We start from the raw sequence: 12,741 nt of genomic DNA, 5'->3' as shown, positions 1-12,741 counted from the left end.
CGGATCATCACGGCTGCTGCGCGACGTCATGGACGTCGCGCAGCAGCCATTTCTCGTCTGCGCGCACGATCACCACGAGCTGAGCGGCGACGCCGGCATCGACGGCCTCGACTCGCAACACCGCGACATCCCCGAAGTCATCGAGCAGCACGACCGTGCGGGCCGCCGGCGGGAGATCCACCGCCCCGCCCTGCGCGAGCGATGCCGCCGGCTCGACCGCCACCTCCGCGAGACACTCGTCGTCGCCTGAGCACGCCGCCCGTGCGTCGAGCAGGGTCGCCGTGACCGCGGCCAGGTCGGCAGGCGAGCCGTCCGATGAGCTCGCGGCGCCCTCGGCATCCTGAGGTGCGGCGACCGCGCGGGAGGCATCTGCTGAAGGCGAGGCTGTGGGGGCGGTCGGACTCGGCGTGGTGCCGTCGGCCGTGGCAGGGCCGCCCGCGGGCCAGAGCGCGCCGACCGCCAGTACTGCGGCGGCGACGGCTCCCCCGACGATCAAGGGGGCGCGTCGGGGTCGCTTGTGCGATGGAGATGAGGGACGTCTTCCGCCCCAGCGACGCCACACGGCGGTCGTCGCCTGCGACACGGTGTCGGCGAGGTCCGCGTCCACACCGTGCAACAGGGTCTGCCACAGCGATCGGATCGGGGGATCCGGGGCGGCGGCCGTGCGCTCCGCCGGGACCGCAGCGGCGACCTCGACGGCTGAACGGGGCCCGAGCGCAGTGGTGCCGAGCGGCTCCGGAGTCGCGAGGGCGAACAGCGCGTCCTCTGCGGCGACGAGATCGGGCATCGAGAGTCGCTCCGCCGTGACGGCGCGCAGCGCCGTCTCCCACGTGCGCTGCAGCGGGGCCTCGAGCGTCAGCGACGCCATCACGTCGGCGGCGGCGTCGAGTGCCCGCCCGGGTGCGGCCTCGGTGGCCAGCAGCGGACGCCCGCCGTCGTCGAGCCACCATTCGCCGGCAGTGTGCGGTGCGGCCACGAGCTGCCCGCATCCGCGCAGCAGGCTGACGCCGAGAGTCACCGCCTCCCCCGCGGTGAGGGGCAGCCGTGCCTCGCGCCGGCGCACGAAGCCGTCCAGTCGTTCCACGCACACGGGCAGCACGACGTCGTGGCCGTCGCGGCGCCGGGCGATGTCGACCGGCGCGAGGACGTGACCGCCGCGAGCGGCATCCCATCCGGTCCATTCGGTGCCGAGCTCTTGGGCGTCGACGAGCAGCCTCATCACGCCGTCGGTCTCGCGTGCCAGGATCCCCGGCCACGGCGCGTCCTCCTTCGCCCGCACGCTGCGGACAGGGCGGTAGGAGGCTCCGAGCAGGCTCTCATCGGTGGTCACGCATCCAGCTTCGCCAGGTTCGACCGCTTCCCAACCCCGTGACGGAGGAATTGTGGATGCCGTCGGCTGAGGTCTGTCTGGGGAGGAACCGAGGAACACCCTCCGAAAAGGTAGGCTGGAAGGCATGGCCGCGCGCAGTTCCGCACCCGAGAAGAGCCCGGGTTTCTTCTCCCAGATCCGTACCCTGTACACCTTCACGCAGAAGGAGTTCCGCTGGCTGCCGTACGTGCTCGGCGGCATCCTCCTCCTGGGCGCCGGTATCGGCGTCGGCATCGGGTTCCTCCTCCCGCCCGTGGCGGTGTGGAGCATCATCCTGTGGGGCATCACGGGCCTCATGCTCGGCATCCTCGCGTCGATGATGACGATGACCCGACTGTCGACGCAGGCGATGTACAAGAAGATCGACGGGATGCCGGGGGCCACGGGTCACGTGCTGTCGACGTCGCTCGGCCGTGCCTGGCAGGCCAGCGAGATGCCCGTCGGCATCAACCCCAAGACGCAGGAGGCGGTCTACCGCGCCGTCGGCAAGGGCGGCGTCGTGATCGTGGGCGAGGGTGCCCGCGGACGCCTGACCCGCCTCGTCAACGACGAGCGCTCCAAGGTGCAGCGCGTCGCCGCGGGTGTGCCGGTCACCGTGCTCTACGTCGGTCACGGCGAGGGCGATGTGCCGATCGCGAAGCTCGCCCCCACCATCAAGGCTCTGCCCAAGAAGATCGACCGCACCACGCAGGCTGCGGTGATCAAGCGCATCGACTCCGTCTCGCAGTCGCTCACGTCGCTGCCGATCCCCAAGGGCATCGACCCGACGCGGGCGCGCGCACCGCGTCCGCGCTGATCCGCCTCGACGGCTCTGCAGTCGCGCTCGGCCACGTGCCGGGCGCGACTGCTTTCTGCGTGCGGTCTCGGCTCAGGCGCGCAGCAGCACGGTGCCTGCGACCTTGTCGTGCAGACCCCGGTGGTCGGCGTCCCAGATGACGGCCGGGATCACCACGATCAGCAGCGCCGTGCGCACGATCGGACGCCACAGCCCCACCCAGGCACCGTCGAGGCGCACGAGTCGCAGGCCGAAGAGCCGGTGACCGGGGCTTCCCTGCAGCGTCGGCAGGAACACCAGCTGGATCGCGGCGAACAGCGCGAGGATCGCCAGCGGGTCCCATCCGAAGAACCCCGAGATGAGGTAGGCGGCGCCGTAGTCGATGAACAGCGCACCGACGCGGCGGCCCAGGTGGCCGATCGACCCGCTGCCCTCCCGAGGGAGGCCGAGGCGTTCGCCGGGGTAGTCCTGAGTGCTCTGCGTCACTTCTCCAGCGTACCCAGGCCGTCGTAACATCCCCGAAACACAAGTGATACTGTCGGGCAATCCCCTGCCGGTAGCTTGCCAAAGAGCCCGGCCCGCACGGGCGGATCCGACTGCCCTACCTCTGGAGTCTTCATGTTCAAAGATTCATCCGAGGTGCTGAAGTTCATCAAGGACGAGGACGTCAAGTTCCTCGACATCCGTTTCACGGATCTTCCTGGCGTGCAGCAGCACTTCAACATCCCGGCCTCGACCGTCGACGAAGAGTTCTTCACGGTCGGCCAGCTGTTCGACGGCTCCTCGATCCGAGGATTCGCGAACATCCACGAATCGGACATGCAGCTCATCCCGGACGTGTCGACGGCCTACCTCGACCCGTTCCGCGAGGCGAAGACGCTCATCATGGTCTTCGACATCTACAACCCGCGCAACGGCGAGATCTACTCGAAGGACCCGCGTCAGGTCGCCAAGAAGGCCGAGAAGTACCTCGCGTCCACCGGCATCGCCGACACCGCGTTCTTCGCCCCCGAGGCGGAGTTCTACATCTTCGACGACGTCCGCTACGAGGTGAAGCAGAACTCCAGCTTCTACTCGGTGGACTCCGAAGAGGGCGCGTGGAACACCGGCCGCGTCGAAGAGGGCGGCAACCTTGCCAACAAGACCCCGTACAAGGGCGGCTACTTCCCGGTCTCGCCCGTCGACAAGACGGCCGACCTCCGCGACGACATCAGCCTGCGTCTCATCGACGCGGGCCTGCACCTCGAGCGCGCGCACCACGAGGTGGGCACCGGCGGTCAGCAGGAGATCAACTACCGCTTCGACACCATGGTGCACGCGGCCGACGACATCCTGAAGTTCAAGTACATCGTCAAGAACGTGGCCGAGGAGTGGGGCAAGGTCGCGACCTTCATGCCGAAGCCGCTGTTCGGCGACAACGGCTCGGGCATGCACACCCACCAGTCGCTCTGGCTCGAGGGCAAGCCGCTGTTCTACGACGAGAAGGGCTACGCCCAGCTCTCCGACCTGGCTCGCTGGTACATCGGCGGCATCCTGGCGCACGCTCCCGCGCTGCTGGCGTTCACGAACCCGACGCTGAACTCGTACAAGCGTCTCGTCAAGGGCTACGAGGCCCCGGTCAACCTGGTCTACTCGGCCGGCAACCGCTCCGCGGCCATCCGCATCCCGATCACGGGCTCCAACCCGAAGGCCAAGCGCATCGAGTTCCGTGCGCCCGACGCCTCCGGCAACCCGTACCTCGCGTTCGCCGCGCAGCTGATGGCCGGTCTCGACGGCATCCAGAACCGCATCGAGCCGCACGAGCCGGTCGACAAGGACCTGTACGAGCTTCCCCCCGAGGAGGCGAAGAACATCCCGCAGGTGCCGAACTCGCTGCTCGACTCGCTCGAGGCGCTCCGCGCCGACCACGAGTTCCTGCTGAAGGGCGGCGTGTTCACGCCCGAGCTGATCGAGACCTGGATCGAGTACAAGATCGAGAACGAGATCCAGCCGCTCAACGCGCGTCCGCACCCGTTCGAGTACGAGCTGTACTTCGGCGTCTGACGTTCCAGCACCGCACGAGGGCCCCGGGAGACCGGGGCCCTTCTGCATGCCGTGAGCGGAATGGATGCCGCCTCCCGGACGAGCGGCATAGGCTGGACGGACGTCCGCGCTCCCGATCGAAGGCGACGACGATGCCCACCCGCACCACCGCGACGACCCGGTCGCGTCGCGCGCGCCCGGCGCGGCGGCAACGGCCTCGCCGTCTTCGCACCCGCTCGCGGGCACGGCGGATCCGGATCGCGTGGGCGATCGCGGTGCCGGCCGCGCTCGTCGCCGGGTTCTTCGTCGGCACGAGCCACCTCGCCCGCTCACTGGACCAGACGTTCCCCGACTACCGGTCGCACGTCTCCGTGCCCGCTGTCGCCGGATACCGTGACGAGCAGCTCCAGAACGCGTGCACGATCCTCACCGCCGGCCGGGACCTGGGGTTCGACCAGCGCGACCAGACCATCGCCGTGATGACCGCCATGGGCGAATCGTCGCTGCGCAACCTCGACTACGGCGACTGGGAGACCAGCGGGGCGACCAACCCCGACGGCTCCCGCACGACCTCGATCGGCCTGTTCCAGCAGCAGGACTCGTGGGGAACGAGAGAGGCCCGTCTGGACCCGTACACGTCTGCCGCGGTGTTCTACCGCGCGATGGCCGAGCGCGTGCCCGACCGCGCCGCACTGGAGCCCACCCTCGTCGCCCACCGCACGCAGGTGAATCAGGACCCCTCTCACTACGCCCGCTTCTGGGACCGCGCGGTGCGCGTCGTCGCAGCCGTCAGCGGCGCGCCTCTCGGAGGCGACAGCACCGACGGCATCCCGCAGTGCCCCGTCTCGTGAGTCGGCCTGCACCGTGAGGGATGCCGGGAGCCGCGGCATCCCCTATCCGTAGAAGAGCTTCTCGAAGACCCGACGCGCGCGGCGCGTGGTGCCGAGATAGTCCTCCTCGACACGTGTGGCAGAGCGGGGCGGGTACTCCAGGAGCCGCCCGATGCCGTCGAGCTTGTTGCGGTCGACGGGCAGCACGTCGCTCGTCTGACCCGACAGCAGCGTGTTCGCGGAACGGAGGCGGCTCGCCAGGCGCCACGCCTCGGCCAGCCGGTCGGCGGCGTTCGCCGGAAGGAGTCCCGCGTCGACGGCCGCGCGGAGCGCGTCGAGCGTCGAGGTGGTCCGCATCGCCGGAACGTCATGGGCGTGCTGCAGCTGCAGCAGCTGGACGAGCCACTCGACGTCGCTCAGCGAGCCGGGGCCGAGCTTGAGGTGCCGGGACGGATCGACGCCCTGCGGCAGGCGCTCGCTCTCGACGCGCGCCTTGATGCGCTTGATCTCGCGAACGGCGGTGAGGTCGACCTGCTCGGGGTAGCGCACCTGATCTGCCAGCTGCATGAAGTCGTGGATGAGCTTGACACTGCCCGCGACCCCGCGCGCCCGCAGCAGGGCCTGTGCCTCCCACGACAGGGCCCACCGCCGGTAGTACTCCGCGTAGGCGTCGAGCGATCGCGCGAGGGGGCCGTTGCGGCCCTCGGGGCGGAGATCGGCGTCGAGTTCGAGCGGAACCCGGTGATCCTCGGAGTGGGTGCGCAGCCCGGCGACGAGCTTGAGCGCCAGCTCGTGCGCGCGCTGCGGGTCGATGCCGTTCGCGCGGTAGACGTACATGACGTCGGCATCCGATCCGAAACCGAGTTCGGCACCGCCGAACCGGCCCATCGCGATCACGGAGAAGTCGAGGGCGGCGTCCTCCGGCGGCACGATGTCGCGTCGCACCGCGCGAAGGGTCGCCTGGATGGTCACCTCGGTGATCGTGGTGAGCGCCTCGGCGACCTCCTCGATCGTCACGGCGCCGAGGATCGCCGCCAGTGCGAGCCGCAGCTGCTCGCGTCGGCGCAGCGCCCGGACCGCGCGCATCGCCTCGACGACCGTCGCGTGGCGCGTCTGGATGGCGCGCGCCTCCTCCTGCAGTGCGCGGCCCGACCGCGGACGCAGCAGGTCGGGATCGTCGAGCCAAGCCGCCGACTCGGGGATCCACTCCATGAGCTCGCCCACGTAGCGCGAGCCCGACAGCACGCGCGACAGGCTCTCGGCGGCGCCGGACGAGTCGCGGAGCATCCGCAGGAACCAGTGGGTGTCGCCCAGCCGCTCGCTGAGGCGGCGGAACGCGAGCAGGCCGTAATCCGGGTCCACGCCGTCCGCGAACCACCGGATCATGACCGGCATGAGGTGGCGCTGGATCGTCGCCTTGCGGCTCAGGCCGCTCGTGAGGGCCGCGATGTGCCGCAGCGCGCCCGCGGGGTCCGCGAAGCCGATCGCCGCGAGCCGATCGTGCGCCTGCGCGGTCGACAGCACGCGCTCGTCGGCGGGGAGCGCGGCCACCGCCGACAGCAGCGGACGGTAGAACAGGCGCACGTGGATGTCGCGCACCTCGCGCTTGACCGACTCCCACAGGTCCCACACGCCCTGGCCGGTGTCGGCCAGCGCGCTGGCCCGGGCGAGCACGCGCAGGTCGTCGGGGCGCTCGGGCATCAGGTGGGTGCGCCGCAGGTGCCGCAGCTGCACGCGGTGCTCGAGAAGGCGCAGCACGCGGTAATCGCGCGAGAACGCGGATGCCTCGGTCCGGCCGATGTACCCCTCCGCGACGAGGGCGTCGAGGGCTGCCAGAGTGCCTCGCTGGCGGATGCGGTCGTCCGACAGGCCGTGCACGAGCTGCAGCAGCTGAACGGTGAACTCGATGTCGCGGATGCCGCCCGGCCCGAGCTTCAGCTGGTACGGGACATCGCTCGCGGGGATGTGCTCGGTGACCCGCTCGCGCATGCGCTGCACGCTGTCGACGAAGTTCTCGCGGGCCGCACTCGTCCACACCTTCGGCTGCACGGCTGCGATGTACTGCGCCGCGACGACCGGGTCGCCCGCGATGGGGCGTGCCTTGAGCAGCGCCTGGAACTCCCAGCTCTTCGCCCAGCGCTCGTAGTACGCCACGTGAGAGTCGACGGTGCGCACGAGCGCGCCCTGCTTGCCCTCGGGCCGGAGGTTGGCGTCGACCTCCCACAGCGGCGGCTCGATCTCGACGCCGGAGATCCCGCGCATGGTCTGCACCGCCAGACGCGTGGCGATGTCGACGATGCGGCTCTCGCCGATCTCCGCCACGGCCGTCTCCGACCCGCCGGCGACGAAGATGACGTCGACGTCGCTGACGTAGTTGAGTTCCCGCGCGCCCGTCTTGCCCATCCCGATGACGGCGAGGCCGGTCTCGGCGACCTGTTCGCGCGGGAAGAGCCCCGCGCCGGCCGCACCGCCCGACACGCGCGTGCGGGCGACCGCGAGGGATGCCTCCAGCGCCGCCCCCGCGGCATCCGCGAGCCGGGCCGACACGGCGGCGATCTCGTCCACCGGGGAGGGGCTCAGCAGGTCGAACGCCGCGATGCGTGCGAGCAGGCGCCGGTAGCGCACCCGCAGCGCGACCCATGCGCTCTCGCCGCCGTCTGCGGCGAACCCGTCGACCGCGCCGACCGCCTCCAGCAGCGATGCCCGCAGCTCGTCCTCGGTGGGCAGCCGCTCGCCGGCGTGGACGAGTTCGTCGAGCTCGGCCGGGTGCCGGGCGAAGAACTCGCCGAAGCCCGACGACGCACCCAGCAGCGCCCAGAGCGCCCGCCACGCGCTCCGGTGACGGTGCGCGCGCCGCACAGCCTGGTCGTCGCGGCGTGCCAGCTTGGTGACCGCGTGCAGCGCCTCGTCGGGATCGGCTGCCATCGCGGCGTGCTCCAGCACGTCTTCGCGCGGGATGCCGGTCAGCCCGGCGAGCTCGTCGAGCAGCTGCTCGGCGTCACCGAGCCGGCTGAAGCCGACGCGCGCGAGCGGGGTGAGGGAGCTCGGCCGATCGCTCGCAGACATGCGTCAGGCGGTCTCAGAGCAGCTCGAGGTTGCTCTTGAGCTCGAACGCCGTGACCTGCGACCGGTACTCCTGCCACTCGCGCCGCTTGTTGAGGAGGACGTGGTTGAAGACCTGCTCCCCCAGCGTCTCAGCGACCAGCTCGGACTCCTCCATGTACTCCAGCGCGTGGTCCAGGCTGGCCGGCAGCGGCGCGTAGCCGAGCGCACGACGCTCGGCATCGGTGAGCGACCACACGTTGTCTTCGGCCTCGGTCGGGAGCTCGTACTCCTCCTCGATGCCCTTCAGGCCGGCTGCGAGCATGAGCGCGTAGGCGAGGTACGGGTTGGCGGCGGAGTCCAGCGCCCGGTACTCGACGCGCGAGGACTGCCCCTTGCTCGGCTTGTACAGCGGCACGCGCACCAACGCGGAGCGGTTGTTGTGGCCCCAGCAGATGAAGCTCGGCGCCTCGTCGCCGCCCCACAGTCGCTTGTACGAGTTGACGAACTGGTTCGTGACGGCCGAGATCTCGTTCGCGTGGCGCAGCAGGCCCGCGATGAACTGACGACCGACCTTCGACAGCTGGTACTGCGCGCCCTCTTCGTAGAACGCGTTGACGTCGCCCTCGAACAGCGACATGTGGGTGTGCATTCCGCTGCCGGGCTTGCCGGTCAGCGGCTTCGGCATGAACGTCGCGTAGACGCCCTGCTCGATCGCCACCTCCTTGATGACCGTGCGGAACGTCATGATGTTGTCGGCCGTGGTCAGTGCATCGGCGTATCGGAGGTCGATCTCGTTCTGGCCGGGGCCGCCCTCGTGGTGGCTGTACTCGACCGAGATGCCGAGGTCTTCGAGCATGCGCACCGAGCGACGACGGAAGTCGTGCGCCGTTCCCCCGGGCACGTTGTCGAAGTAGCCGGCGGAGTCGACGGGCTCGGGGCCGTCGGTGCCGAACGAGGACGACTTCAGGAGGTAGAACTCGATCTCGGGGTGCGTGTAGAACGTGAACCCCGCGTCGGCGGCCTTCGCGAGAGTGCGCTTGAGCACATGCCGGGGGTCTGCGACCGCAGGCTGCCCGTCGGGCGTGGTGATGTCGCAGAACATGCGTGCGGTCGGGTCGATCTCACCGCGCCAGGGCAGGATCTGGAACGTCGTCGGGTCGGGGTGCGCCAGCAGGTCCGACTCGTACGACCGCGTGAGGCCCTCGATGGCAGAGCCGTCGAAGCCCAGTCCCTCGGCGAAGGCGCCTTCGACCTCGGCCGGCGCGATCGCGACCGACTTGAGCGTGCCGATCACGTCTGTGAACCACAGGCGGACGAACTTGACGCCTCGTTCCTCGATGGTCCTCAGAACGAAGTCACGCTGCTTGTCCATCGCGTCCTCTCCGGTGCCCGATCCGGCCCGCTCGTCCGGATGAGTCGGGTCGAAGCCAGACTACTGGTCGGCGTCGGACTCGTCCGACACAGGGGTGCTCCCCCATGAGTCTTCGCGGGACTCCTCGTCCGCCCACGCGCGCGAGCGCTCGCGGATGACCTCGGGCGCCTTCGCTGCCTCCTCAGGCGTGTCGAACGGGCCGGCACGGTCGGGCGCGGGCGATTCGAAGCCCTTCTCGACCTCGCCGGTCTTGAGGTTGTACCAGTACTTCTCGCTGCCGTCCGTCATCGTGTGCTCCTCGGATCGCGGGGGCTGGTCGTTTCACGACGATCCTACTGAGAGGCGCTCCGGTTGGACGGCGCGTCCTGGATAGGCTGAGGGCATGGCATCTGACGCGGCACGCGCCGTCGGCGTGGACATCGGCGGCACCGGCATCAAGGCGGGCATCGTGGACCTCGAGAGGGGCGAGCTGATCAGCGACCGGGTCAAGGTCGCCACCCCCGCGGGGGCCCACCCGCCGGACGTGCTCACCGCCGTGCGCGAGGTCCTCTCGATCCTCGGGGTCGCTGACGACGCCTCGGTGCCGCTCGGCGTCGCCTTCCCCGCCATCATCAAGCACGGGCGCACCCTGTCGGCGGCGAACGTCTCCGATCAGTGGATCGGGTTCGAGGCCGAGAAGTTCTTCGAGGACGGCCTGGGCCGCGACATCCACTTCGCCAACGACGCCGACGTCGCCGGTGTGGCCGAGGTGCGCTATGGCGCGGCGAAGGACCAGCCGGGCCTCACGATCCTCACGACCCTCGGTACGGGCATCGGCTCGGCACTGCTGTACGACGGCGTGCTCGTGCCCAACTCCGAGCTCGGACACGTGAAGCGCGCCAAGCACGGCGGCGATGCCGAGTCGTACGCGGCCTACTCGGCGATGGAACGTCACAGCCTGTCGTGGGAGAAGTGGGCCAAGCGGCTGCAGTGGTACTACAGCCACATCGAATTCCTGTTCAGCCCCGACCTGTTCGTCGTCGGCGGCGGCGTGTCCAAGCACGCCGACCAGTTCCTCCACCTGCTGGACCTGAACACGCCGATCGTTCCGGCGGTGCACCGCAACAACGCGGGCATCATCGGCGCGGCGGCGCTCGCGCGCGACTGATCCACCCGCCGTCCGGCGGGGCTGAGAGGCGAATGGGCCGGCCTGTACGCCGGGTTCTGTCCGGGGGCTGACGCCCCGTGGACGGTCATCTCTCTCGGCGACACGTTGCCGTGCCGCTCCAGCGGCCTACCCGGGGACTCGGCGAGCCGCGTCGTCATCCCCTGTCTGGCCTTGCTCCGGGCGAGGTTTGCCGTGCGAGTCGTGTCACCACGACCCCGGTGGTCTCTTACACCACCCTTTCACCCTTACCCCGGCCGAGGCCGAGGCGGTCTGCTCTCTGTGGCACTGTCTCGCGGATCGCTCCGGGTGGGTGTTACCCACCGCCCTGCCCTGTGGAGCCCGGACGTTCCTCGGCGCGGGAGACCCGCGACGCGACCGTCCAGCCGACCCATTCGCGTCGGCGAGTCTATCGGGATGCGCTGGGTGCCCGCTCCGCGTCAGTCCTTCAGCGCGGTCTCGGCGATGCGCACATCGAGCCGGAAATCGAGCGGGAACCCGCCGAACAGCAGGCGGCCGGCGGATGCCGCGGCCTCGACGACGGCCTGGGCGGCGGCATCCGCATGCTCCTCGGGAGTGTGGACGATCACCTCGTCGTGCAGGAAGAACGCGAGGTGCGGCTGCCGCGCGAACACCGGGCCCGACCGCGCCGCCGACTTCTCGGGGTCGACGGGGGCCATCGCGGCCAGGCGCGTGCGCAGGTCCGCGAGCCACGCGAGCGCCCACTCGGCCGCCGTGCCCTGCACCACGAAGTTGCGGGTGAATCGGCCCCGGTCGCGCGCCCAGCGCTTGGCGCGCGTCTCGTCGGCTCCGGATGCCTCCGCCTCGGTCGCGCGTGACTGCAGCGCCGACCAGTCCGAGGACGGGGGCGGGGAGCTGCGGCCGAGCCACGTCGAGACGACGCCGCCGTCCTCGCCGGTGCGTGCTGCCTCGTCCACGAGACCCATCGCGCGCGGATACGCTCGGCGCAGCCGTGGCACGAGACGCCCCGACTCCCCCGTCGTGGCGCCGTACATGGCTCCCAGGATCGCGATCTTCGCCTCCTGGCGCGAGGCGACGGCGCCGCTCTCGACGATGCCGGCATAGAGGTCGCGTCCGCGGGCCGCGTCGGCGAGGGCGGTGTCGCCCGACATCGCGGCCAGCACGCGCGGCTCCAGCTGCGCGACGTCGGCGACGACGAGCCGCCAGCCGGGGTCGGCGCGGACCGCCTCGCGCAGCTGGCGCGGAAGCTGCAGCGCGCCGCCGCCGGACGACGCCCAGCGGCCCGTCACGACCCCGCCCGGGATGTACACGGGCCGGAAGCGACCGTCCGCGACCCATTCCGCGAGCCAGGACCAGCCGTTCGCCGACAGCAGCCGCGAGAGCTTCTTGTACTCCAGCAACGGCTCGATGACGGGATGCCGCTGTTCGGCCAGTTCCCACCGGCTGGTCGATTCGACCAGCACGCCGACACGATGCAGGGAGCGCAGCAGCTTGGGCTGCGAATCGAGGCTGGCGCCCGGGTCGCCGAGGGCCTCACGAACCCGGGCGGCAGCCGCCGCCAGGCGGGCGGGCTGGCCGCCGGCCCGCGGACGCTCGCCCAGCGTCTCGACGAGGATCCGATCGTGCTCCGCCGCATCCCACGGCAGTCCCGCGGCGCGAAGCTCCGCCGCCACCAGGGCGCCGGCGGACTCCGCCGCCGTCAGCAGGCGGAGCCGGCCCGCGTCCTGTGCGCCCGCGATCGCCGCGCGCTGGCGGGCGAACTCGGCGTGCGCGGCGTCCACTCCGTCCGGCAGTCCCGGGCGCGCCGTGGCGCCCTCGAGCTCGAACAGGGCGGGGGCGGCATCGTCCGGGACGTGGGGTGCGGCATCCCATCCGCTCGCATCGCGGATCGGAGCATCGGGCTCGACGAGGGCGGAATCGCGCAGGATCGCATGGCTCAGGCGCAGGTCGTGGCAGCGTGCGACCCTCACGCCTTCGGCGAGGAGCGGCGCGTACCAGCGCGCGGTGTCGTTCCAGACCCACCGCGGCGCGTGCGCGGCTTCGAGGTCGGCGACCCACGACACGAGGTCGTTGTCGTCGAGTTCGAGGCGGCGGGTCTCGGACGCCGCGGCGTCGAGCAGGACTGCCGACGCACCTCGCGCAGCCCGACCCAGGACGATCCAGGCGGGTGCGTCAGCGGCGTCCACGGCGGGAGCGGGAGGT

At 70.7% G+C, this 12,741-nt stretch carries 10 protein-coding genes and 1 other RNA gene; 4 read left to right on the top strand and 7 right to left on the bottom strand.

Translation table 11 applies throughout. The features are described from left to right. Positions 1 to 7 precede the first annotated feature (7 nt). A complete protein-coding gene (locus tag ACFWJ8_RS02405) occupies positions 8 to 1,330 on the bottom strand; it encodes a hypothetical protein (protein WP_378808445.1) in 1,323 nt (440 codons plus the stop codon). 124 nt (positions 1,331 to 1,454) lie between these two features. Here ACFWJ8_RS02405 and ACFWJ8_RS02400 point away from each other — a divergent pair, with 124 nt between their 5' ends. Further along, positions 1,455 to 2,165 carry a DUF4191 family protein gene (locus tag ACFWJ8_RS02400; RefSeq protein ID WP_378808442.1) on the top strand — a complete coding sequence of 237 codons (711 nt, stop codon included), beginning with the start codon at positions 1,455 to 1,457 and terminating at the stop codon, positions 2,163 to 2,165. Between the two features lie 72 nt (positions 2,166 to 2,237). Here ACFWJ8_RS02400 and ACFWJ8_RS02395 read toward each other — a convergent pair whose 3' ends face one another. After that, on the bottom strand, positions 2,238 to 2,630 hold the full coding sequence (locus tag ACFWJ8_RS02395) for an RDD family protein (RefSeq protein WP_378808439.1): 393 nt from the start codon (positions 2,628 to 2,630) through the stop codon (positions 2,238 to 2,240). A gap of 132 nt (positions 2,631 to 2,762) precedes the next feature. Here ACFWJ8_RS02395 and glnA (ACFWJ8_RS02390) point away from each other — a divergent pair, with 132 nt between their 5' ends. Next, positions 2,763 to 4,187 carry a type I glutamate--ammonia ligase gene (gene glnA, locus ACFWJ8_RS02390; protein ID WP_378808437.1) on the top strand — a complete coding sequence of 475 codons (1,425 nt, stop codon included), beginning with the start codon at positions 2,763 to 2,765 and terminating at the stop codon, positions 4,185 to 4,187. Between the two features lie 131 nt (positions 4,188 to 4,318). Then, positions 4,319 to 5,017 carry a peptidase M23 gene (locus tag ACFWJ8_RS02385; RefSeq protein ID WP_378808435.1) on the top strand — a complete coding sequence of 233 codons (699 nt, stop codon included), beginning with the start codon at positions 4,319 to 4,321 and terminating at the stop codon, positions 5,015 to 5,017. A 42-nt stretch (positions 5,018 to 5,059) separates the two neighbouring features. On the opposite strand, the gene ACFWJ8_RS02380 is transcribed toward ACFWJ8_RS02385, so the two are convergent. Genes ACFWJ8_RS02380 through ACFWJ8_RS02370 form a run of 3 tightly spaced genes read right to left on the bottom strand, consistent with a single transcriptional unit; the run spans position 5,060 to position 9,701 of the window. Beyond that, complete coding sequence (locus ACFWJ8_RS02380) at positions 5,060 to 8,062, bottom strand: bifunctional [glutamine synthetase] adenylyltransferase/[glutamine synthetase]-adenylyl-L-tyrosine phosphorylase (RefSeq protein WP_378808433.1); 3,003 nt, start codon at positions 8,060 to 8,062, stop codon at positions 5,060 to 5,062. A gap of 13 nt (positions 8,063 to 8,075) precedes the next feature. Then, complete coding sequence (gene glnA, locus ACFWJ8_RS02375) at positions 8,076 to 9,413, bottom strand: type I glutamate--ammonia ligase (RefSeq protein WP_378808431.1); 1,338 nt, start codon at positions 9,411 to 9,413, stop codon at positions 8,076 to 8,078. A 60-nt stretch (positions 9,414 to 9,473) separates the two neighbouring features. Further along, positions 9,474 to 9,701, bottom strand: coding sequence for an SPOR domain-containing protein (locus ACFWJ8_RS02370; RefSeq protein ID WP_378808429.1), 228 nt, complete (start codon positions 9,699 to 9,701; stop codon positions 9,474 to 9,476). 94 nt (positions 9,702 to 9,795) lie between these two features. Here ACFWJ8_RS02370 and ppgK point away from each other — a divergent pair, with 94 nt between their 5' ends. Continuing rightward, the gene (gene ppgK, locus ACFWJ8_RS02365; RefSeq protein WP_378808427.1) at positions 9,796 to 10,560 is read left to right on the top strand and encodes a polyphosphate--glucose phosphotransferase; all 765 of its coding nucleotides are present in this window, start codon (positions 9,796 to 9,798) and stop codon (positions 10,558 to 10,560) included. Between the two features lie 29 nt (positions 10,561 to 10,589). Here ppgK and rnpB read toward each other — a convergent pair. Together rnpB and ACFWJ8_RS02355 are read right to left on the bottom strand one after the other, a co-directional pair. Beyond that, an RNA gene (rnpB, locus tag ACFWJ8_RS02360) (RNase P RNA component class A) lies at positions 10,590 to 10,951 on the bottom strand. A gap of 46 nt (positions 10,952 to 10,997) precedes the next feature. Further along, positions 10,998 to 12,725: a bifunctional 3'-5' exonuclease/DNA polymerase gene (locus ACFWJ8_RS02355; RefSeq protein WP_378808425.1), complete on the bottom strand. Its 1,728-nt coding sequence runs from the start codon at positions 12,723 to 12,725 to the stop codon at positions 10,998 to 11,000. Between the last annotated feature and the right edge of the window lie 16 nt (positions 12,726 to 12,741).

Source organism: Microbacterium sp. NPDC058389, assembly GCF_042722305.1.
Classification (GTDB): domain Bacteria; phylum Actinomycetota; class Actinomycetes; order Actinomycetales; family Microbacteriaceae; genus Microbacterium.
This window is presented reverse-complemented; position numbering and strand designations above follow the sequence as displayed.

What these genes read in the sequence shown, in the direction of transcription:
- ACFWJ8_RS02400 (WP_378808442.1), top strand. Translation starts at nt 1,455, where the DNA reads ATGGCCGCGCGCAGTTCCGCACCCGAGAAGAGCCCGGGTTTCTTCTCC.
- ACFWJ8_RS02385 (WP_378808435.1), top strand. Translation starts at nt 4,319, where the DNA reads ATGCCCACCCGCACCACCGCGACGACCCGGTCGCGTCGCGCGCGCCCG.
- glnA (WP_378808437.1), top strand. Translation starts at nt 2,763, where the DNA reads ATGTTCAAAGATTCATCCGAGGTGCTGAAGTTCATCAAGGACGAGGAC.
- ACFWJ8_RS02380 (WP_378808433.1), bottom strand. Translation starts at nt 8,062, where the DNA reads ATGTCTGCGAGCGATCGGCCGAGCTCCCTCACCCCGCTCGCGCGCGTC.
- ACFWJ8_RS02370 (WP_378808429.1), bottom strand. Translation starts at nt 9,701, where the DNA reads ATGACGGACGGCAGCGAGAAGTACTGGTACAACCTCAAGACCGGCGAG.
- glnA (WP_378808431.1), bottom strand. Translation starts at nt 9,413, where the DNA reads ATGGACAAGCAGCGTGACTTCGTTCTGAGGACCATCGAGGAACGAGGC.
- ppgK (WP_378808427.1), top strand. Translation starts at nt 9,796, where the DNA reads ATGGCATCTGACGCGGCACGCGCCGTCGGCGTGGACATCGGCGGCACC.